General features: G+C 44.4%; 18 protein-coding genes. 10 read left to right on the forward strand and 8 right to left on the reverse strand.

Going from position 1 to position 18,099, the window contains the following annotated elements; translation table 11 throughout:
- Positions 1 to 277: 277 nt before the first annotated feature.
- Genes LN893_RS12325 through LN893_RS12335 form a run of 3 tightly spaced genes read right to left on the reverse strand, consistent with a single transcriptional unit; the run spans position 278 to position 4,679 of the window.
- Positions 278 to 1,972: a sodium:solute symporter family protein gene (locus LN893_RS12325; RefSeq protein ID WP_229970471.1), complete on the reverse strand. Its 1,695-nt coding sequence runs from the start codon at positions 1,970 to 1,972 to the stop codon at positions 278 to 280.
- Positions 1,969 to 2,109, reverse strand: a complete 141-nt coding sequence (locus LN893_RS12330) for a hypothetical protein (RefSeq protein ID WP_229970473.1) — start codon at positions 2,107 to 2,109, stop codon at positions 1,969 to 1,971. Before LN893_RS12330 ends, LN893_RS12325 begins: the two co-directional genes overlap by 4 nt.
- A gap of 26 nt (positions 2,110 to 2,135) precedes the next feature.
- Positions 2,136 to 4,679: a PIG-L family deacetylase gene (locus LN893_RS12335; RefSeq protein WP_229970475.1), complete on the reverse strand. Its 2,544-nt coding sequence runs from the start codon at positions 4,677 to 4,679 to the stop codon at positions 2,136 to 2,138.
- Between the two features lie 470 nt (positions 4,680 to 5,149).
- Here LN893_RS12335 and LN893_RS12340 point away from each other — a divergent pair, with 470 nt between their 5' ends.
- From LN893_RS12340 to LN893_RS12375, 8 genes are all read left to right on the forward strand, one after another.
- A complete protein-coding gene (locus LN893_RS12340) occupies positions 5,150 to 5,845 on the forward strand; it encodes a hypothetical protein (RefSeq protein WP_229970477.1) in 696 nt (231 codons plus the stop codon).
- 147 nt (positions 5,846 to 5,992) lie between these two features.
- Positions 5,993 to 6,751 (forward strand): DUF2461 domain-containing protein, encoded by a 759-nt coding sequence (locus tag LN893_RS12345; RefSeq protein ID WP_229970479.1) that lies wholly within the window; start codon positions 5,993 to 5,995, stop codon positions 6,749 to 6,751.
- Positions 6,748 to 7,122, forward strand: a complete 375-nt coding sequence (locus tag LN893_RS12350; protein ID WP_229970481.1) for a DUF3221 domain-containing protein — start codon at positions 6,748 to 6,750, stop codon at positions 7,120 to 7,122. The genes LN893_RS12345 and LN893_RS12350 overlap by 4 nt, the downstream gene beginning before the upstream one ends.
- Before the next feature lie 3 nt (positions 7,123 to 7,125).
- Positions 7,126 to 7,482: a Rieske (2Fe-2S) protein gene (locus LN893_RS12355; protein ID WP_229970484.1), complete on the forward strand. Its 357-nt coding sequence runs from the start codon at positions 7,126 to 7,128 to the stop codon at positions 7,480 to 7,482.
- Positions 7,483 to 7,614: 132 nt separating this feature from the next.
- On the forward strand, positions 7,615 to 7,899 hold the full coding sequence (locus LN893_RS12360; RefSeq protein ID WP_229970485.1) for a hypothetical protein: 285 nt from the start codon (positions 7,615 to 7,617) through the stop codon (positions 7,897 to 7,899).
- Positions 7,900 to 8,255: 356 nt separating this feature from the next.
- Positions 8,256 to 8,933 (forward strand): alpha/beta hydrolase, encoded by a 678-nt coding sequence (locus tag LN893_RS12365; protein WP_229970488.1) that lies wholly within the window; start codon positions 8,256 to 8,258, stop codon positions 8,931 to 8,933.
- Positions 8,930 to 9,181 (forward strand): hypothetical protein, encoded by a 252-nt coding sequence (locus tag LN893_RS12370; RefSeq protein WP_229970490.1) that lies wholly within the window; start codon positions 8,930 to 8,932, stop codon positions 9,179 to 9,181. Before LN893_RS12365 ends, LN893_RS12370 begins: the two co-directional genes overlap by 4 nt.
- Positions 9,182 to 9,184: 3 nt before the next feature.
- Entirely contained in the window at positions 9,185 to 10,324 is a 1,140-nt protein-coding gene (locus tag LN893_RS12375) for an NAD(P)/FAD-dependent oxidoreductase (protein ID WP_229970492.1), read from the forward strand.
- A gap of 82 nt (positions 10,325 to 10,406) precedes the next feature.
- On the opposite strand, the gene LN893_RS12380 is transcribed toward LN893_RS12375, so the two are convergent.
- The 4 genes from LN893_RS12380 to LN893_RS12395 all read right to left on the reverse strand — a co-directional run bounded on the left by LN893_RS12380 (position 10,407) and on the right by LN893_RS12395 (position 14,203).
- On the reverse strand, positions 10,407 to 10,616 hold the full coding sequence (locus tag LN893_RS12380) for a hypothetical protein (protein WP_229970494.1): 210 nt from the start codon (positions 10,614 to 10,616) through the stop codon (positions 10,407 to 10,409).
- 341 nt (positions 10,617 to 10,957) lie between these two features.
- Positions 10,958 to 11,623, reverse strand: a complete 666-nt coding sequence (locus tag LN893_RS12385; protein ID WP_229970497.1) for a GDSL-type esterase/lipase family protein — start codon at positions 11,621 to 11,623, stop codon at positions 10,958 to 10,960.
- Positions 11,624 to 11,665: 42 nt separating this feature from the next.
- Entirely contained in the window at positions 11,666 to 13,327 is a 1,662-nt protein-coding gene (locus LN893_RS12390) for a DUF8614 domain-containing protein (protein WP_229970499.1), read from the reverse strand.
- Positions 13,328 to 13,588: 261 nt separating this feature from the next.
- Positions 13,589 to 14,203: a deoxynucleoside kinase gene (locus tag LN893_RS12395; protein WP_229970501.1), complete on the reverse strand. Its 615-nt coding sequence runs from the start codon at positions 14,201 to 14,203 to the stop codon at positions 13,589 to 13,591.
- 183 nt (positions 14,204 to 14,386) lie between these two features.
- Between LN893_RS12395 and LN893_RS12400 the strand changes: the two genes are divergently transcribed.
- Positions 14,387 to 14,563, forward strand: a complete 177-nt coding sequence (locus LN893_RS12400) for a hypothetical protein (RefSeq protein WP_229970503.1) — start codon at positions 14,387 to 14,389, stop codon at positions 14,561 to 14,563.
- A 57-nt stretch (positions 14,564 to 14,620) separates the two neighbouring features.
- Here the strand turns inward: LN893_RS12400 and LN893_RS12405 are convergent, their stop codons facing one another.
- Positions 14,621 to 15,253: a hypothetical protein gene (locus LN893_RS12405; RefSeq protein ID WP_229970504.1), complete on the reverse strand. Its 633-nt coding sequence runs from the start codon at positions 15,251 to 15,253 to the stop codon at positions 14,621 to 14,623.
- Between the two features lie 258 nt (positions 15,254 to 15,511).
- Between LN893_RS12405 and LN893_RS12410 the strand changes: the two genes are divergently transcribed.
- On the forward strand, positions 15,512 to 17,947 hold the full coding sequence (locus LN893_RS12410) for a GAF domain-containing protein (protein ID WP_229970506.1): 2,436 nt from the start codon (positions 15,512 to 15,514) through the stop codon (positions 17,945 to 17,947).
- Positions 17,948 to 18,099: the final 152 nt, after the last annotated feature.

An 18,099-nucleotide genomic window follows, 5' to 3' on the forward strand; every position in this document is an offset into this window, starting at 1 on the left:
CTCGCTTTGCAGAAAAGTTATGAAACAGGATAAGGCTGCAAACTCGCACCGTGCGTTAGGACATGCTCCCAAGCATGGTCACTGATTTCGTAGCGTCGCATAAGCTCTTAAACTATAAACGCTATCTGACGGAAATCATTCATTTAATTGTCAACACAACCTTACAACCCCACTTTCGGAACCCGAGAGTCCATCAATCAAAACAACCTTATCCACGAAAACAGCCTTGCCAGTACGCGAGCAAGAATATCCGAAACAGCAGAGCAGCAGATATGTTCTATTTTCTAGCCTTCTCCCCAAGCACCGCCTGTAGCACAAAACCAAACACAATCACAGCCACACAACCAATCACATTAAACCACAGGAAAGCAATATCGGTGAAGTTGTAGCAGTAAAGCACAATGGCCTCAGCAATTACAGCTGCTATAAACACAGCCTGCCCTTTGATGTACTTGAAGTAGAAAGCTACCAGGAAAATGCCCAGTATAGTTCCGTAGAAAATAGAGCCGATGATGTTTACCGCTTCTATCAGGTTTTCAAAAAGTGACGCGGTGGTAGCGAAAAATATGGCTACAACACCCCAGGCTACGGTGAAGAGTTTAGAAGCTGTCAGGTAATGCTTGGCATCACCTTCTTTTCGGAAAGAGCGCTTATAGATATCTACTACCGTGGTAGAAGCCAAAGCATTCAACTCTGAAGCTGTGGACGACATAGCAGCCGAGAAGATCACCGCCAACAGCAGCCCCACCAGCCCCACAGGCAGGTATTTCATCACGAAAGAGATGAAAATGTAGTCCGTATCCCTTGTTTCAGTATCAGGAACGGCAGCTTTTACAACAGTTTTCACCTCTTCCCGCACTTTATCTGATGCCGTTTCTATACTTGCTAACTGCGTTTGAGCCTCAGCAATGGCTGTTTCATCTTCTTGCTGAACAGCTGTAGTTAGCGCCTGCACTACCTCCTGCTTTTGGTTAAACAACTGCTCGTGCTGTGCCTCTAGTTGGCGCAACTGCGGAGCATAATCAGTAGCGTATACTTTGTTTTTGGCGGCTTCATTGAAAAAGGCAGGCGGCTGATTGAACTGGTAAAACACGAATACCATTACGCCGATAAAAAGGATAACGAACTGCATCGGGATCTTCAGCAAACCGTTGAACAACAAGCCTAGCCTACTCTCAGTTACCGATTTTCCGCCTAAATAACGCGCCACCTGCGACTGATCGGTGCCGAAGTAAGACAGCGACAGGAATAGGCCACCTGTTATACCTGACCAGAAATTATAGCGGTCGTCCCAGTCGAAGGAGAAATCTACTACATTCATTTTGCCCATTTTGCCTGCCACCTTTATGGCATCACCAAAAGAAACATAATCAGGCAGATAGCGAACCACCATAATACCTGCGATAATCATTCCGCCCATCATCACGGCCATCTGTTGCTTCTGCGTTACACTTACAGCTTTTGTACCGCCCGACATGGTGTAGATAATTACCAGCACCCCGATAATGATGATGGTAAGATTCAGGTTCCAGCCAAGTATAGAAGACAAAATAATGGCAGGCGCATAAATAGTGATGCCTGCCGCCAGGCCACGTTGCACCAGAAACAGGAGCGCCGCCAGCGTACGGGTTTTCAAGTCGAAGCGGTTTTCCAGAAACTCGTAGGCCGTATATACTTTCAGTCTATAAAAAATAGGGATTACGGTTACAGAAATGATAACCATGGCAATGGGCAAGCCGAAGTAGAACTGCACGAAGCGCATCCCGTCTTCGTAGGCCTGCCCTGGTGTGGAAAGAAAGGTGATAGCACTTGCCTGTGTCGCCATTACGGAGAGACCAATGGTCCACCATTTCATGCTGTTATCTCCGCGCAGGTAGCCGTCTATGTCTTTGCTGCCGCGCGTTTTTACCACACCATAAATCACGATAAACCCGAGGGTACCAAAAAGCACAACCCAATCCCAAATGCTCATTCGTAGATTCTGGTAATCAGGTAAAACAAAATGATCAGGAAGGCTAGGTTTCCGAGCACCAGCAAATATAAGTTGCGCCAGCTACCAAGTATAGGTGGCTTTTCAGGGCTCTGCTTTTCGGGTATATTTTCTTTCATTTTAGACAGATTGTGCTGGTAGGCCTTTACTTCGTTTTTTGTCCTACCTCTTTGCTTGGCTGCGTTTCGCCCAGCGAGATAATATTGGTAAACAAGCGGTAGGCTCCTGGCACACCAGCGGGTAACTCTCTAAACCAGGAGTAACCTGTGTATACAAAGTGGCCTTTGCCATACTTCGCAACCAGCAAACCTCCGTTACGTGGCGGCTCATTAGGGTCGTTGCTCGAAAGTATCGCCTCAAACTCATTTCCCCAGTCACTGGCAAAGTATAAACCACGTTCCTGTACCCATCCTTCAAAATCTTTTTGGGTGATCTTGTTTGGCCAGTTCAGCACCTGGTGTCCAGGCTTTAGGAAACGCACTTCCGCTTCCTCCACCGTCACACGGTCGTGGGAAAGCGTTAGCGGGAAAGGCGAAAAGTTTGGCGAGAGCAAGCCCTGCGGCGTAGTATACTGCAGCACCACCGTACCGCCGTTCTGCGCATATTCCAGCAGTTTAGGTTGGTAAAAGCGCGTGCGCTCTACTGTGTTATGGGTTCGAATACCCAATATAACAGCACTAAAACGGCTAAGATTCTCAGAGGTGATGTCGCCATCCTGCAGCAGCGTGACGTTATAGCCAATCTGGCGCAGGCTCTCAGGCACCTCATCCCCAGCCCCCATTATGTAAGCAACTTGATTGGCGGGTGTTTTTATTTCAAGCCGCACCGCCTTCGCCTCAGCCTCAGGGAAAGTAGTTTGTGTCGGGATGTGTTGGTATTGAATCACGTTCAGGCCACGGCTATACTTTTGCCCATCCATGGTAGCCACGGCCTTTATCGTTATGCTTTGCTGGTCTTTTGGCGGATAAAGCATAAAACGTACCTGCTGCTCCTCATCTTTCAGCGACAGGTTAAACGGCACCTGCGCTGGTTCAGAACGCCAGTTTTTGGGTAACTGCAGTGCCACATTGCCTTTTATACCTGCTTTTCCAGCCTTCACCAGCACCTGCACCGCCTTCGGCTCCTGGTTGGCAAACATGTAAACTTTCTCCTGGATGTTCACAAAAACGGGTGGCGTAACGGCCAAAGGTCTGTACTGCTCCCCTGCCACGGGATCGGTACGTTTGTACACCACAGGCATAGTATAGTTGAACGGCTGCCCTTGGATGAGCAGGTTGAACTGTACATTGGCGGCAGGTTTATTTTCGGGCAAGCCCACCTCCTGCTGGTTCTCAACCTTAAACATACCCAGAGTACCTTCCTTGCGCAACCAGTAAGGCTGCGACAGCGGGTAATCGGCAGGCAGTTTCGCTTTTAGCCTTAGCTGCAGTTGGTCGTTGGCAGTTAGTTGTTTGTTGATGGTAGTATCGGCTTTAGCAAAATCTAGTTTCACGCTCTGCAGTTGCACAGGCACTCCTGATCGGTTTACGGCCTCCAGTTGCAGCTGCAGCAGCTCGCCTGGCGTTACGGCATAATCCGAGGCTACGGCTTCTAAGTATAAACCCAGCGCATGGCGCACCAGGTTGTTTACCTCTTCCAGCTTCACACGTTTCCAGTACGAATCTGGCAGCTTCTGTAGTTCGTTTTTTATAGTTAGCAAAGCTGGCACAGAGGCAGCGGGGGCTTCTGGTTTATAGTTCTGGATGGCTTGGTCCACCAGCTTTTCTATTTTCTCACCGCCTTTTACACGGCTCCAGCTGGTGTTTATACCTTCCAGCAGTTCTTTATCGGCTTTGTTGCCCTTAGTGTGTTGCAAATACTCCATAGCGCTGCCACGAAAGCCGCTGGAGCCGAACCCCTGGCTCTTGTGCATGCTCCTGCTTTCGGCAGCCATCTCGGGATAAGATTTTCCCAGCAGCGGATTGTACTGCCCTACATCAATCTTCAGCAGATTCTTTGCGTTCTCTTCAAACTCCTTTTGGCTTCTGAACGACCACACGCCCGTGTTCCACAGCAGGCGCTTCGGCTGCCACACTTCCACAAACTTCAGCTGCTTAGGAAAACGTTTCTGATCGGCGGCGGCTTCAAAGGCTTCTTCAGCCAGCATAGCAGAGGCCGTGTGGTGCCCATGTCCTGCACGGGAATCGGGCGGAAAACGGGTAACCATCACATCAGGCCTAAACTTCCTAATTACCCATACCATATCAGCCAGCACCTGCTCTTTGTCCCAGATGGTGAAAGTCTCCTCAGGGTTCTTGGAAAACCCGAAGTCGTTGGCACGGCTGAAGAATTGATGGCCGCCATCTACTCTGCGGGCTTGCAGAAGCTCCTGTGTTCGGATTATGCCAAGTCCCTCACGTATCTCGGGCCCGATTAGGTTTTGACCACCATCGCCGCGGGTAACAGCAAAATAGCCTGTGTTGTACAGGTTGTGGTTAGCGAGGTAAGCGATCAGGCGTGTGTTTTCGTCGTCGGGGTGCGCGGCCACGTAAAGCACGCTGCCCAGCACGTTCAGCTTTTTCAGGTCCTGCAGCAACTCTGCCGAAGATGGCTTGCGTGGTGCCTGGGCAGTGGCTGCAGTAACTATAAAGCATAGCACCAATAGTTGTAGCAGCAGGTGCTTAAAAGTATACGTATATTTCTTTATCATAACTCAAAGGGATTCCTCTGGCAGTCCTTCAGACTTCATTTTATGTAAAGCTAAAAAATATTGGTGAGCTATAGTAATGCAATTTTCACAAGGTAATTCAATCAATCAAATTACTGAATACTTAAGTTGCACAAGGTCGACTTATAGCTTCTGATAACACATAAGTCTTTGTTCACATAGAAGGAGTGAAATTTAAAACTTATGATCACATTTATATTTCCCATTATTCAGCTCTGTAAGTTTGAAGACTTGAAACTCGCCCTCAAACTTACTGTTATAACAGTGAAAAATTTGATATCCAACCTGTTGCACGTATCACAAATAGCACTATATTTGTATTACCTTAGTATTCTACCGCTAAAGCAGCAGAAGAATATTAGATTACAACAAGTATAAAACCTAGAAAACAATACTTTATTATAATTTTATATTTTACACCATTCATCCGTCTACTATAATCATAATAAAGTATGCCGAGCCCAAAAGAGAGCAGAATTGAAGACTTTGCTTATCCTTTCCTACAGTCTTACTACTCCAACAAGTATAAAGGCAAAAATGTCTATGTATTTAAGGCTATAAAAACAAAACAAGGCACCGAAGTAGACGGACTCTTTGCTTTTCTTTCTCCAGAAAACAAGATTTGCACCGCCAGCCTGAATACAAGCTATTCTACCGAGATAGCTAGCATGTTGAACAACTATAAAAAGAATGGCCTCAGCAAAACGCGATATATAACGGCTGTTATAACTGCTGCCATTTCTTTCTTGCTGCTGTTTCAAATAGCAGGAATATTTATTGCTGCTGGTGCAGCTTTAGTTGTGGCAGCTACTTGCTTTCTCATACATTCTCTACTCGAAAAAAAATTCAAAGTAAATAAACTCAGGAAGATAGTAAGCAGCTTTAAGCAGGTACCTGCTGATGAAAAGTGGGTAGGTTTATCGATGAGCAGCCTTAACTTCAGAAGAAACAGATTAGCTGAAAACTTTCTGGCCCTTTGCAGGAAGAACGGCATAGGTGTTATTACTGTAGGCCAACGCGCTAAAGTGGTGTTGAAACAGGAGCCTCAACAAGTGCCGTGCCCAGCCGAAGATTTCCTGACTTATTACGAATCTGAAACCGTTATACGCACTGCTGTGCTGACAAATAAAGTGTTGAAAGTGGCTTAACATTATCCACTAAAATGACAAAGGGCCTCTTGCTTCAGGTAAATACCTGCAACAAGAGGCCCTTTGCATTAGTACAATAGCTAATATGTTCAACTTAAACAGACAAAGACATGACTTTCTTCATATTAATCGCATTAGCTATACTAATTGTCATCGGTATATTATGGTTTAAAGCCAAAACGCCAAAATAAAATATTGGCCTTGCATTCTACCCTAACAGACACTGGCTTTGTTCTTGATTTTTTAAAGGAACTGCAGCTAAACAACAGCAAAGCCTGGATGGACGAACACAGGGAAAAGTACCTACAAGCGAGGCAGAAATTTTCAGAAATTGTTTCTGGAACTATAGCCTCGCTTGCTACCATTGACCCAAGAGTGATGGGCCTTACACCCACTGAGGCTATGTATAGAATCAATAAAAATGATTTTACGCGTAAAGGCGGGGCACCCTATAAAGGCCGAATGGGAGCAGGTATTTCTCCTGATGGCAGACACTCACCCTACGCTAACTATATTTTAGTGTTGGAGCCAGGAAACAAATCTCGGGTAGGAGGCGGTTTGCCCGCACCAAGTGCAAAAATACTTCAAGCCATAAGGCAAGAGATTGATTATACCCCTGAAACTTTAGAGAACATTCTAGCTACTGCTGAATTCAAAGAAAGCTTTGGGCAACTTTTTGGAGAGAAAGCGAAAGTAGCACCTAAGGGGTACAGCAAGCAACACCCATCTATTGAGTTGCTGAAACACAAGAGCTTTTTGGCTTTACATTATTTTACGGATGAAGAGGTCAGCTCTCCTACTTTTCCAGAGCAGCTCTTACCCTTGTACCAGCGTGTTAAACCTCTTAATGATTTCTTAAACCAACCGATCAAATTAAACCAACCGATCAAAGAAATAACTTTATGAAGATACAAGCCTTTTTAGTGATGCTGCTAACAGTTTTGCTAATAAACTGCCGTGGAGAAGAACCTAAACGTATGCCTGATACGCTCTCCAATATTCAGGGAAGAATAACCAGCATGCAATCTGCTGAAGCAGATGATAACAAAGTGATGACCACAATAAGTGTAGAAGCGGTGGAAGGCATAGCGTCAGATTACCCCAAAGCAAATATAAAAGCAGGAGAAAATACTTTGATTGAGACTGATGACGGTCAGGAATTAAAAGTAAAGGATTTGAAAGAAGGTCAGTTAGTTCAGGTCTGGATAGACGGTGAAGTAATGGATGCTTCTACTATACAGGCGAAAGCAATTGCTATCAAAATTACAAGCGAATAACCTATGAGCAACTCCGAAACCAGTTATACTTGGCACAAAATCTTTTCATCTGAAGAGGAGGCCAAAGCACAGGTACCGCAGCGCCAGCTAAAGCAGCTTGTTATAGATGGTCACAGTATTTGCTTCGCCCACACCTTCGCAGGTTTCTTTGCTGTTCAGGATGCCTGCCCCCACCTGGGCCACTCGCTAAGCAAAGGCAACTATTTGAACGAAGTGATTTGCCCCTGGCACAGTTACCGCTACAACCTGGATAACGGCAAGGAGTGCGACTGGCGCACCAGAAACGCAATCTCATATCCTTTGAAAATAGAAACAGAAGGATTATATGTGGGTATTCCTGTGATTTCGAAAGAAGCTTAAACACCTATTTTATAAGCTTCTACCTTTTTGCCTATACAAAAGAGGCATTTCATAGCCCCAATTTCTGCTTTTTGCGTAAGATAAAATATGCGCTGCACCCCTTTACTCCACTATAAATGAACCCTAAAGGCTATGGCAGCCAACCACCTGTTTGCTGTAGCTATGGAAACAAAAGTTTCAACCCAGATAAGGCACTGGCCATCTCCTTTCCAACTCAGGCACACCTCCCATGGTGTACACACCACTTTTTTGCAACACAAGCATTATATAGAAGCCAAATGGACGGGCCATATCACAGCAGAAGATGTGGTAGCTACAGCTAAGGTATTTCTAGAACTACTCAAAAGGCACCCTTGCCCCAAGCTGCTCAACAACAAGTCTGAGGCATCCGGTGACTGGCAAGAGGCCAACGAATAGCTACAATTTGAATGGGTGCCACAGGTAACAAAAGCAGGACTGCGCTACATGGCTCACGTATACTCCAGCAACATGTTTAGCTTGCTTTCTGCACAAGACCTGCTAGTCAGAGATACGCCCTCTCTACTTGTATCAAGTTTTAGTCAACGGAAGCAGGCCGTCAAGTGGTTAGTACAGCATTGATCAAAAGATTAGGTGAAGTAAATCCGTCACCAAGGATGGAACACGAAGAAGACATTCTTCAAAATAGATCGAGCCTAAAGTCAGCGCTTGTAATGTTGGCCATGCTGCTTTTCTTTTTTATATTCGTAAAGAGTCTTTAAACAAAATAAGCTCAATTCAACTACTTATAAACTTTGCCAGCCACAGTTAATTCGTCTGCAAAAAACATCTACATTATCAGCGGCTTAGGAGCCGATTGGCGAGTATTTCAGTTTCTACGCCTACCGCCAAATTACCAGGTAGTGCACCTCCCCTGGCTAGAGCCACTGCATATAGATGAACCACTACAAGCATATGTAAAACGGTTAGGTGCTGCTGTTCAGGAGCCAAACCCTATTTTGGTTGGCCTTTCTTTTGGAGGAGTGGCTGCCATTGAACTAGGCAAAATCTTGAATCCTGAAAAGCTTATACTTATCTCTAGCCTGAGCACGCAGCATGGTATACCCTGGCACTATCGCCTGATGGGTAAAATGAAACTACAGCGAGTGGTGCCTATGCCGCTTTTGCGTGCTACTTATCCCGCGGCTCCTTACTTTTTCGGAGCACATACTCCCTATCAAAAAGAACTTCTGAAGGACGTTTACCAGAACATGAGTGAGCTGTACCTGCGTTGGTCGCTTGACCAACTCTTAAAATGGAAACAGCATGAAGTAATGCCTCAAATCACGCACCTGCACGGTACATCCGATAAAGTGCTTCCTTTCCGAAACGGCTCAGAGATCATCAAAATAAAAGGAGGAGAACATTTAATGGTGATGAATCGTGCTGAAGAAATAAGTACTATCTTGAAGCGTATTTTAAATGAGATATGAGCACAAGCAAATACATTGTTACGGTTGCAGAAGGTCGAAAAGTAGATCTAACGAATGCCATCATTCTTAAAAGCAACAACCTATACCCCTTTGGGCGCCACAACTATGCCATTTACGAAACACCTGAGGGCACTTTTGTAAAAGGCCTGAACAATGGTGAAAGAGAAATTATGTTGACAGGCTTTGAACTGCTAGACGAAGCCACGGCACGAAACTATAGCCACCCCTTCACCCGCGAAGAAGACTAAATCATGCAGCTCAGTTTTTGGGAACGTGATACTTATTTCAGTAATATTGATGTGCTGATTGTTGGTAGCGGTATAGTTGGCCTGAACGCTGCCCTCCACCTGAAAACAAAACAGCCGAAACTAAAAATAGTGGTGGCAGAACGTGGGTTGCTACCTACGGGTGCAAGTTCCAAAAATGCTGGCTTCGCCTGTTTCGGCAGCCCCTCCGAACTATTGGAGGATCTGGTACATCATTCCGAAGAAGAAGTTTTTAGCCTGGTGCAGCGTCGCTGGCTTGGCCTGCAACGCCTCTTGCAAAACCTTGGAAGTGCCACCATAAACTACCACCGCTGGGGCGGCTACGAACTGTTTGAGCAACCACAGCAAGAACTGTATGAAGCCTGTTTGGACCGCCTCCCCTACCTTAACAAACAACTTGAAGCCATCGTTGGTGAGCCTGTTGTTTACAGATCGGCAGACAGCGAGATAGAGAAATTTGGCTTTAAACAGGTGGCGCATTTAATCAAGAGCACAGCCGAAGGACAGATAGATACAGGTAAAATGATTCTGGCCCTGACACAAAAGGTGCAGGCACTAGGTGTGTTAGTACTTAATGGGCTAGAGGTCCAACAACTGCAGGATGAAAGCTCGGGTATAACAGCTATCACAGCACAAGGGTTACCTATACAGGCTCGTGCGGCTTTGGTGGCAACCAATGGCTTTGCCCAAAAGTTGCTGCCGAATTTATCTATTGTTCCTGCTCGTGCACAAGTATTAATCACTAAGCCCATACCTAATCTAAAATTCAAAGGCACTTTTCATTACGACAAAGGTTATTACTACTTCCGCAACATCGGCAACCGTGTCTTGTTTGGGGGCGGCCGTAACCTGGATTTGCAAACGGAGGAAACTGTTGAATTTGGCCTTACTGACTTAGTACAGCAAAAGCTGGAGCAGCTTTTAAAAGAGGTTATACTTCCTGACACAGCCTTTGAAGTAGAGCACCGTTGGAGCGGTATTATGGGTATGGGAAACCAGAAGACAACCTTGGTGCAGCAGGTATCGGAGCGGGTGAGCTGCGCCATTCGCCTCAGTGGCATGGGCATAGCCATTGGTTCGTTGGTAGGCGAAGAAGGTGCCGAACTAGTGTTACAGCAGTTATAGCTCTTGCAATCAAGGAAAAAGAGGCCATAAAAAAGGCAAACAATTTAACTTTGTTTGCCTTTCCTATTTCATGATGCTGTTGTTAAGCATAAATTCGCTGGTTTCCCGTTTGATGATACATAGGAGCATAAAGTTTCATAGCTTCTTTCTCTGCCTGATAGAAAGCCTGATACTCTTCCTCTCCCAGCTCTTCTCTTAGAGCAATATGAAACTTGGCAAGCTCAGGATATAAGCTGTTTCTCTCCAGCCGCTCCTGCGGACTGTCATTTTTAAAGTCATAATAGCTTTTCATCAGTTTTTAATTTAGTTAATGATTTAGGATAAAACATATCGGAAGTTTAAAATACCCACATCACAACAATAAGGTTATCAATATTTTACACAAAATCCTTCACATTCATTTATTGTCACATCCTTACCTAAAAAATAAACCGACTACACACCACATGTGTAGTCGGTTACCTTAGTTAACATTCCCTTAAACTATATCCTATCTTTTTTTTGTAACTTTTAATCTTAGCTCGCACACTCGACTTGGGTGTGCCTCTCTTGGTTTGCACAAGCACAGATTAGCCTAAACATTAAAGAATCAACATGTTAAACCAACTGCGATTTACATGAGGCAATAAGTTTTTATAGGTACTTCCCTACTATCTCTTGCCAGATGTCGTAGCCTTTGCTGTTCATGTGCAGATTATCTTCTATAAAAAGCTCTTTTCGTGGCGCACCATTCGCATTTAGCATCGCATTGTAAACGTCTATGTAGGTCCAATCGCACTTCTGGTCGTTTATGAAGGTTTTCACTTTGTTGTTGAACTCTACAAACTTCGCTTTCGAGCTTAATCTGCTGGGGCTAGGCTTGGCTGATATAAAATATACCTTAGTTTCTGGCAGCCGAGCAGTCACCTCTTTGTAAAACTTTAAGAACTCCTGGTATGTTTGCTCTACTGTTGCATCGCCTGCCAAATCGTTTTCACCAGCATAAAGGAAAATCTTAGACGGGCGGTAAGGGAAGAGAATTCTGTCGGCATAATAGTTAACATCGGCTAAGGTGCTTCCGCCAAAGCCCCTGTTCGCCAAAGCATAACCCTCAAATCGCTCCTGCAGATCTTTCCACATTCTGATAGAGGAACTCCCGATAAAAAGAATCGCGCCTTTTTGAGGCGGATTGGTCTTATCCTGCTGCTCAAAATTTTTAATTTCCTCTTCGAAAGGCCTTGAAGCTTGAGAAAAACCACTCGTAAAGGTGGCGCAGAAAAACAGAATCAACAGTAAGTACTTTTTCGTTTGACTTTTCATATGTTAGCAAATCAGGATTGTTTTTACTGATAATTTTAAAACTTATTTCAGGCCCAGAACATCTACACCTTGCTCAAACACAATATCAACAGGTATGTTGTTCTGCGACAGGCGGTCTAGGTCTGCCTGCAGATTTGCACTAATTTGGCCTTGTTCCTCCAGCAATTGGCCTACACCTGCGTAGTCGCCGTTGCCTTGCAGCGTCAGTATCTTCTCCGACAGTTTGTTCATGGCTTCTCTCATTTTAGCATAGTTCACGCGGTACTTACCTGTTTGCGCATCGCGTTCGAAAGCTCCGTTTTCAGCAAAAAAGTTAAATCGTACCATATTGGCCTTACCATGTGCACTTGCCGCCCCAAACCTGACTGAACGAAAAATACCTGCCAAAAAAGTTGTGTAATAGTCTTCCAGGCTACCTTCTACTTCACCTTTCTCATGCAGCTGCGTAATCATGTACAACCCTAGTATATCTGCTTTGCCTTCTTCTAATGCTGATGCATGTTCTTTCAATGCCTCGCGTACAGTGCCTTTACCGTTTATGGTGTTCTTTATGCCTAAACCGTGTGCCACTTCATGAAACATGGTGTTTGCAAAAAAGGCATCGAAGGTGACATGCTGTTGCTGGTCCTCTACAATCAGTTCTTCCTCTATTGGCACCATAATTTTATCAAACTTGGCGCGCATGGCATTTTTCAGTTGCAGGCGGCGTGTGCCTTTTTTCAGCTGCACCTCCTCGTCGTTTGGCAAGTTTATAGCAATGGTTTTACTGCCTGCATTACTGTCGCCTGCATAAAAAACCACATCGTAAGCATTCAGATCAGAATCGGTGCCTGGCGTTTCTTTTTTATAATTGGCGGCAACAGGCAGGCCTCGTTGTAGTTCTGGCAAAAAGGCAGCATATTTTGCCAAGCGTTCGCTCCACTCCATATCTTTTATAAGCACATAAGCTTCGTGAGCAGCCTTATAGCCAAACAATTTGTCCTCGTACGTTTCTATTGGCCCGATAACAACGTCTATTTTATTGTTTTTCATGTCCATCCAGGCTAAGTCGCTGGGCTGGTAATTATCAGTGAGCAAAGCCTCTGCCCGCAGGTTAAGGTACTTCTTAAGGCCAGCATCGTCAGCTAGATTTGTCGCCTGCTTCAGTAGGTCTGCCGTGCGCTGCACCTGCGTTCTAAACTGCGCATGGTAAGGCACTGTTATCAACTTTCCGTTGGCATCACGGCGCAAGAAGGTGTATTGGCTCGTTTTGTCAGAAAGGTTGGCTTGTTCAAACTCATTCTTTGTCATGTCATGCGGATAGAAATTAGCCGCATCTGGTTTCGGACCTACACCTGCTATAAAAGGCTCGTTGTTCTCTAACCTGTCCCAAGGGCCGTAGTTGATCTTTACATACTGTTTTGCGGCTTCGTTATCGAGTGTGGCTAACAATGAATCGCGCCTGCCATATGCCTCATACCAGAAAAGCTCATTCATGTTCACACCCGCCTCAATCAAAAGCGCAACCATCTGCTTCTCGTTTGCACTCAGGTTTTCAAGATCCGCTGTAAGGCGCACCGTTGTGTACTTGTCCAGCTTCTGCTGTATGTTATCGTCAGTCTGAACTGTTTCGGCGGTGTTGGCAGCGTCTTCTGATGTTTTACTTGTACAGCTGAAGGTTACAGCCGCAATTGCCGAGGCAAAGAGGATATGGCGTGGTTTCATAATGCTATCGTTAGATTTCTTACAATGATGAAGATAGTCATTTTAGAATAGTTAGCAAAAGCCTCTCCTGTCTTGAGGTCTACCCTAAACCAAGAGTGTGGACGGTAGTTTACCACCCATGAAAGCATTTTAGTTGTGATGGGAATGAGGCAGATTTTCTGCTCACATGAGTTGTGCTTACAGAAGATTAATCCTTAAAAGCAAAAAAGGTAAAGAGCCTTTTCTGCCCTTTACCTTTTTTCTTTTTAGCAAATGCTATACTTAAAACAAGCCGAACAGCTCGCGCTGTATCTTTTCTATAATAGAGCCCAAGTCTTCTGGGTTTGCCACAAAGTCAAGGTTGTTCACGTCTATTACAAGCTGTTTGCCTTGGTCGTAGCTGCCCATCCAGGTGTTGTAGTGCTCGTTCAGGTTGCGCAAATAATTTATGCTGATGCTGCTCTCGTAGTCGCGGTTACGCTTTTCTATCTGCCCGATCAACTTTGGCAAATCTGCTTTCAGGTAAATCATCAGGTCAGGCGCTTTCACCATGCTGATCATCGACTGGAAAAGCGAAAAATAGTTTTCGTAGTCGCGGGTGCTCATGAGGCCAGACTGGTGCAGGTTTTTAGCAAATATGAATGCATCTTCATATATGGTGCGGTCCTGGATAACATCGGTCTGCTTTGCCTGTATCTGCTGCACCTGGTTAAAACGGCTGTTCAGGAAATACACCTGTAAGTGAAATGCCCAACGCTCCATGTCCTCGTAAAAATCCTTCAGGTAAGGGTTGTTATCTACAGCCTCCAGGTATAGATCCCATTTAAAATGTTGTGCCAGTTTAGTGGCCAGTGTAGTTTTGCCAGCGCCAATGTTGCCGACTATTGCAATGTGCATGTACTAAAGTAATTATTGGTAAAAGCCGAATACAAAAGTAAGGCTTTTTAAAGAGATGCCCCGCGAACCTGCCCATTACTTACCCACCACTTTTCAACAGTGCTATACACCACCGCTTTAACTCATAGCCACTAACACCGCAAACAAAACTATAAACAGACACTAACCCTAAGTAAGAAAGCTATGACAAAAGGACATAATCAACAACCGAGCAAACAAACAGATCCGAAAGCAAAAAACTCTGACGATCTAAAGCAAAACCACAGCCTGAGCGATCAGCAGAAAGATAAAAGCCCTAACCAAGGCCGTAGCAGCGGCGAAGACCCATCGGGTGGTACTAAAGGACAAAACGCCATCTAAACAAAAGCCCCACCAACTGAAATTGGTGGGGCTTTTGTTTAGATAAAGCGAGAGAGCTTATTTCTTTTCCTTCATGTTTTCAAAGGCATCTTTGGCATCGCGGCTCTTTTTCAGAGATGCAAATTCAACCTGCAGGGCAGCTATTTTAATCTTATCACTGCTGTTCAGGTGACCTTGCAGCTCCGATTTGCGAGTATTAAGTTCTCCAAACACAAACTCAGCGTAATCCCAATCGCGCAAAGACCAGTTACGGCGCGAGCCACGGGTATACTCTAGGGCTCTCACGAAGGCATCGCGCAGATTAGCGGCCTTTATCTTATTTATTTTTGTAGTGCCCACCATTTCCCGCTCCCAACGCTCCAATTCTTCTTTTTCGAAAGAAACGGCTTTACGCGTCTCGTTGCGTTCTTCCCATTCTTTGTACTGCTGCTTTATGGTACTATATTCACTCTTAGACTCTTCCGAAAGCTTCTTGGTGTTACTGTCAAGCGAATAACTCAGTTCTCTGAATTCATTTTTTACAGTTGGCCATTCTTTCCGAATAACACTATCTGCCTGGCTTGATCTGGTTTTCATCCAGGCTCTTAAATCATTCAATTCTTTTTCCAGCTCCGACTGTGTTTGCGCCTGGGCATTAAAAGCTAAACCTAGCAAGAGCATTACACATAGCCATACCTGAATCTTTTTCATGTTTTCTTTTATAAGTTCTGATAACACTTTTAACAACCTTTCTCTATAAATATTGTGCCATTCTATATTTACTCCTCATAATATAGGGTGTACGGGAGCGCCCAAGCCAACTATTACTTAATCAAAAGATAAAACTCATTCTTGATAATTGCACTACCTTTTACTTGTGAATAACGTTAAAAGTAATGTAAAACAAACAGACAACTCTTTTTGGAGACCAGTGGCACTCCCTACAAAACTAGAGTAAAACAGCAATATATGAGCACCAAAAGCAGCTTTCATGAAACCGTTGTTACCATCACTAACCAAGATGGCTTCACGCTTAGCTCAGATAAGTTTCCTTTCGAGACTACTCTAAGCTTAGCACCGCTTGTTGCCTATTGGGAAAAAAAAGCAGCCTCTGACCCGAACTGCAATTTAGCAAGAGTACGCGAGTTGGCTAACCTGCTTCGCCAGAAACCTGAACTATTGGAGCCTATTCATAACCTGGCTGTTATTGATAAAAACATAGACACCGTAGATATTTTGATGGAAGACATTTTCCCGAGTGCGCTATGGGAAAATGATTTAAAGGCCGCTGTATTGCCTTTCCACTTCGAAAGCTTTTATGCCACGCCACGGCTAGAGGAACTACAGTTACTGGGAGGCGAGAATTATACCGAGCGACTGAGCATAGACCAGAAAACCTTGCTCTTCAGGCAAACGCTATCGGCTTACACACTTATACTGGACAAGTTTTACAATGCCAATTTCACGGTAGACAAGCCCTTTATCTTTACTATAAAAGATAAATTCACCATGCTGGAGCGTCACTATAAACTTGATATCGACCTCAAGTTTATGGAAGTAAAAGCGAAGGGTGATATCAAAAAACTTACAGCACAGGAAATAAACTTCCTGATAAACCGGTACAACAACCTAGACCTGTGGATGCAGAAGATTCCGCCACAGAACTTTGAGTTCTCTGGGTTTGCGATTTACGATTTTACCGATGTAACTAATGAGGAAACGATTTCATCGCTCCGATACGACCTCCTCGATAAAGACTCTGTAAGCTCCAGGGAAGGGTTCGAAAATTTACAGCAGAAACTTCGGGTATTGTTTAACCTGCCAGACATACGTTTGGGTATCGCCTCATGCCCTGCAAAGCAGGAGTTTGACACTAACTTTGCTCGTAAGCTTTGGAACGGACTTGTGCTTACAAACAGCTGCAATTTAAAACTGGAAGACCTAGATAGCTCTATCTATGACCCAGTTATAAAGAAAGGCCATACCATTGTAGTGGAGGATTTAAAGGTATTCCAAAATGCTACGCCTGTAGAAGAAGATTTATTGAATGCAGGTGTACGCAACCTGATTATTGCACCACTGCAATTCGAGGGTTCGACCATTGGTGTATTGGAAATTGCTTCTCCTATACCAGGGGAATTGAACGCATTATCCACTATCAAGCTGAAAGAAATACTACCGTTGTTTGCCCTTGCTATGAACCGAAGCATGGATGAACTGCGCAGCAGCATTCAGAGCATCATAAAAGAGAAGTTTACAGCCATACACCCAATTGTTGAGTGGCGCTTTACACAAGCGGCCATAAACCTGCTCGATAAAACAGACCGTAACATACGCGCCGAGATAGAGCCTATCGTTTTTAAAGATGTGCACCCCTTTTTCGGCGTGTCCGATATAAGAGGATCGGCTTCTGAACGCAATAAAGCAATACAAGGCGACCTGCTAGAGCAGCTAGTATTGGCCAAAGAAATTATACTTGCCGCGAAAGAGGAGCTTGACCTTTCTATTCTGGATGAACTGCTTTACAAATTAGATAAGTTCTCGCAGAACATCCTTAATGAACTTACCTCGGGTGACGAAGGTATAGTGCTTGAGTTTTTGAGAGAAGAAATTGAATCGCTATTTCCCTATTTCCAGGCCAAGAGCCCTTCTATGGCGGCACCGATCAACCTTTATAGGCTAGCCATTAGTAACCCTTACAAAGCTGTTTATAACAAGCGTAAGGCTTACGAAGAAAGTATGCATAAGATAAACGAAACCATTTCTAACTTTTTGGACCGAGAGGAGCATAAAGCACAGAAAATATTCCCTCACTACTTCGAGAAGTACAGAACTGATGGTTTGGAGTATAATATTTACATCGGCTCATCCCTTTTGAACAACAAGCATTTTGAGCCAATTTATTTAAAGAACATGCGCCTGTGGCAGCTCATGCTTACCTGCGAAATTGCCCGCCGCATTCATAAACTCCGTCCAAGTTTAAAGCTGCCACTCGAAATAACGCAGCTGCTGCTGGTTCACAGCGAACCTATTTCTATACGCTTTAGGCAAGATGAGAAAAAGTTTGATGTAGACGGCGCCAACAACATTCGCTACGAAATTATAAAAAAGCGACTTGACAAAGCCACCATACGTGGCACAGAAGAGCGCCTTACGCAACCAGGTAAGATTGCCATTGTATACATGCTTCAGAAAGAGGCGCAAGAATATATGCGTTACATAGAGTTTTTGCAAAGCGAAGGCTACGTGGAGCAAGACGTGGAACACTTGGAAATTGAAGAAATGCAGGGCGTACAAGGCCTCAAGGCCTTTCGGGTAAAAGTGAACATGCAAGATGAGTTGCGGCACAATATAGAAACTGGAGACGAACTACTTGCCATTGCACAAAGTGCAACTTTAAACTAAAATAAAGCCATTCAATAAACACTATATAATACAAAATATATTGTATTTGATGAATTAAACCAAAAAACCATACAAGCCTGGTTTCCTTTATAAATAACTAATTATCAAGTATTTATACAAAGTAAAACGCAATCAAAAACCACCTTTCAGAT

Source organism: Pontibacter harenae (assembly GCF_020907245.1).
GTDB lineage: Bacteria > Bacteroidota > Bacteroidia > Cytophagales > Hymenobacteraceae > Pontibacter > Pontibacter harenae.

Bases quoted from the DNA above. Each gene is read 5' to 3' on its own strand.
- LN893_RS12370 (WP_229970490.1), top strand. From the start codon at position 8,930: ATGAGCACAAGCAAATACATTGTTACGGTTGCAGAAGGTCGAAAAGTA.
- LN893_RS12360 (WP_229970485.1), top strand. From the start codon at position 7,615: ATGGCAGCCAACCACCTGTTTGCTGTAGCTATGGAAACAAAAGTTTCA.
- LN893_RS12390 (WP_229970499.1), bottom strand. From the start codon at position 13,327: ATGAAACCACGCCATATCCTCTTTGCCTCGGCAATTGCGGCTGTAACC.
- LN893_RS12395 (WP_229970501.1), bottom strand. From the start codon at position 14,203: ATGCACATTGCAATAGTCGGCAACATTGGCGCTGGCAAAACTACACTG.
- LN893_RS12350 (WP_229970481.1), top strand. From the start codon at position 6,748: ATGAAGATACAAGCCTTTTTAGTGATGCTGCTAACAGTTTTGCTAATA.
- LN893_RS12400 (WP_229970503.1), top strand. From the start codon at position 14,387: ATGACAAAAGGACATAATCAACAACCGAGCAAACAAACAGATCCGAAA.
- LN893_RS12335 (WP_229970475.1), bottom strand. From the start codon at position 4,679: ATGATAAAGAAATATACGTATACTTTTAAGCACCTGCTGCTACAACTA.
- LN893_RS12375 (WP_229970492.1), top strand. From the start codon at position 9,185: ATGCAGCTCAGTTTTTGGGAACGTGATACTTATTTCAGTAATATTGAT.
- LN893_RS12330 (WP_229970473.1), bottom strand. From the start codon at position 2,109: ATGAAAGAAAATATACCCGAAAAGCAGAGCCCTGAAAAGCCACCTATA.
- LN893_RS12385 (WP_229970497.1), bottom strand. From the start codon at position 11,623: ATGAAAAGTCAAACGAAAAAGTACTTACTGTTGATTCTGTTTTTCTGC.
- LN893_RS12380 (WP_229970494.1), bottom strand. From the start codon at position 10,616: ATGAAAAGCTATTATGACTTTAAAAATGACAGTCCGCAGGAGCGGCTG.
- LN893_RS12410 (WP_229970506.1), top strand. From the start codon at position 15,512: ATGAGCACCAAAAGCAGCTTTCATGAAACCGTTGTTACCATCACTAAC.
- LN893_RS12405 (WP_229970504.1), bottom strand. From the start codon at position 15,253: ATGAAAAAGATTCAGGTATGGCTATGTGTAATGCTCTTGCTAGGTTTA.
- LN893_RS12325 (WP_229970471.1), bottom strand. From the start codon at position 1,972: ATGAGCATTTGGGATTGGGTTGTGCTTTTTGGTACCCTCGGGTTTATC.
- LN893_RS12355 (WP_229970484.1), top strand. From the start codon at position 7,126: ATGAGCAACTCCGAAACCAGTTATACTTGGCACAAAATCTTTTCATCT.
- LN893_RS12340 (WP_229970477.1), top strand. From the start codon at position 5,150: ATGCCGAGCCCAAAAGAGAGCAGAATTGAAGACTTTGCTTATCCTTTC.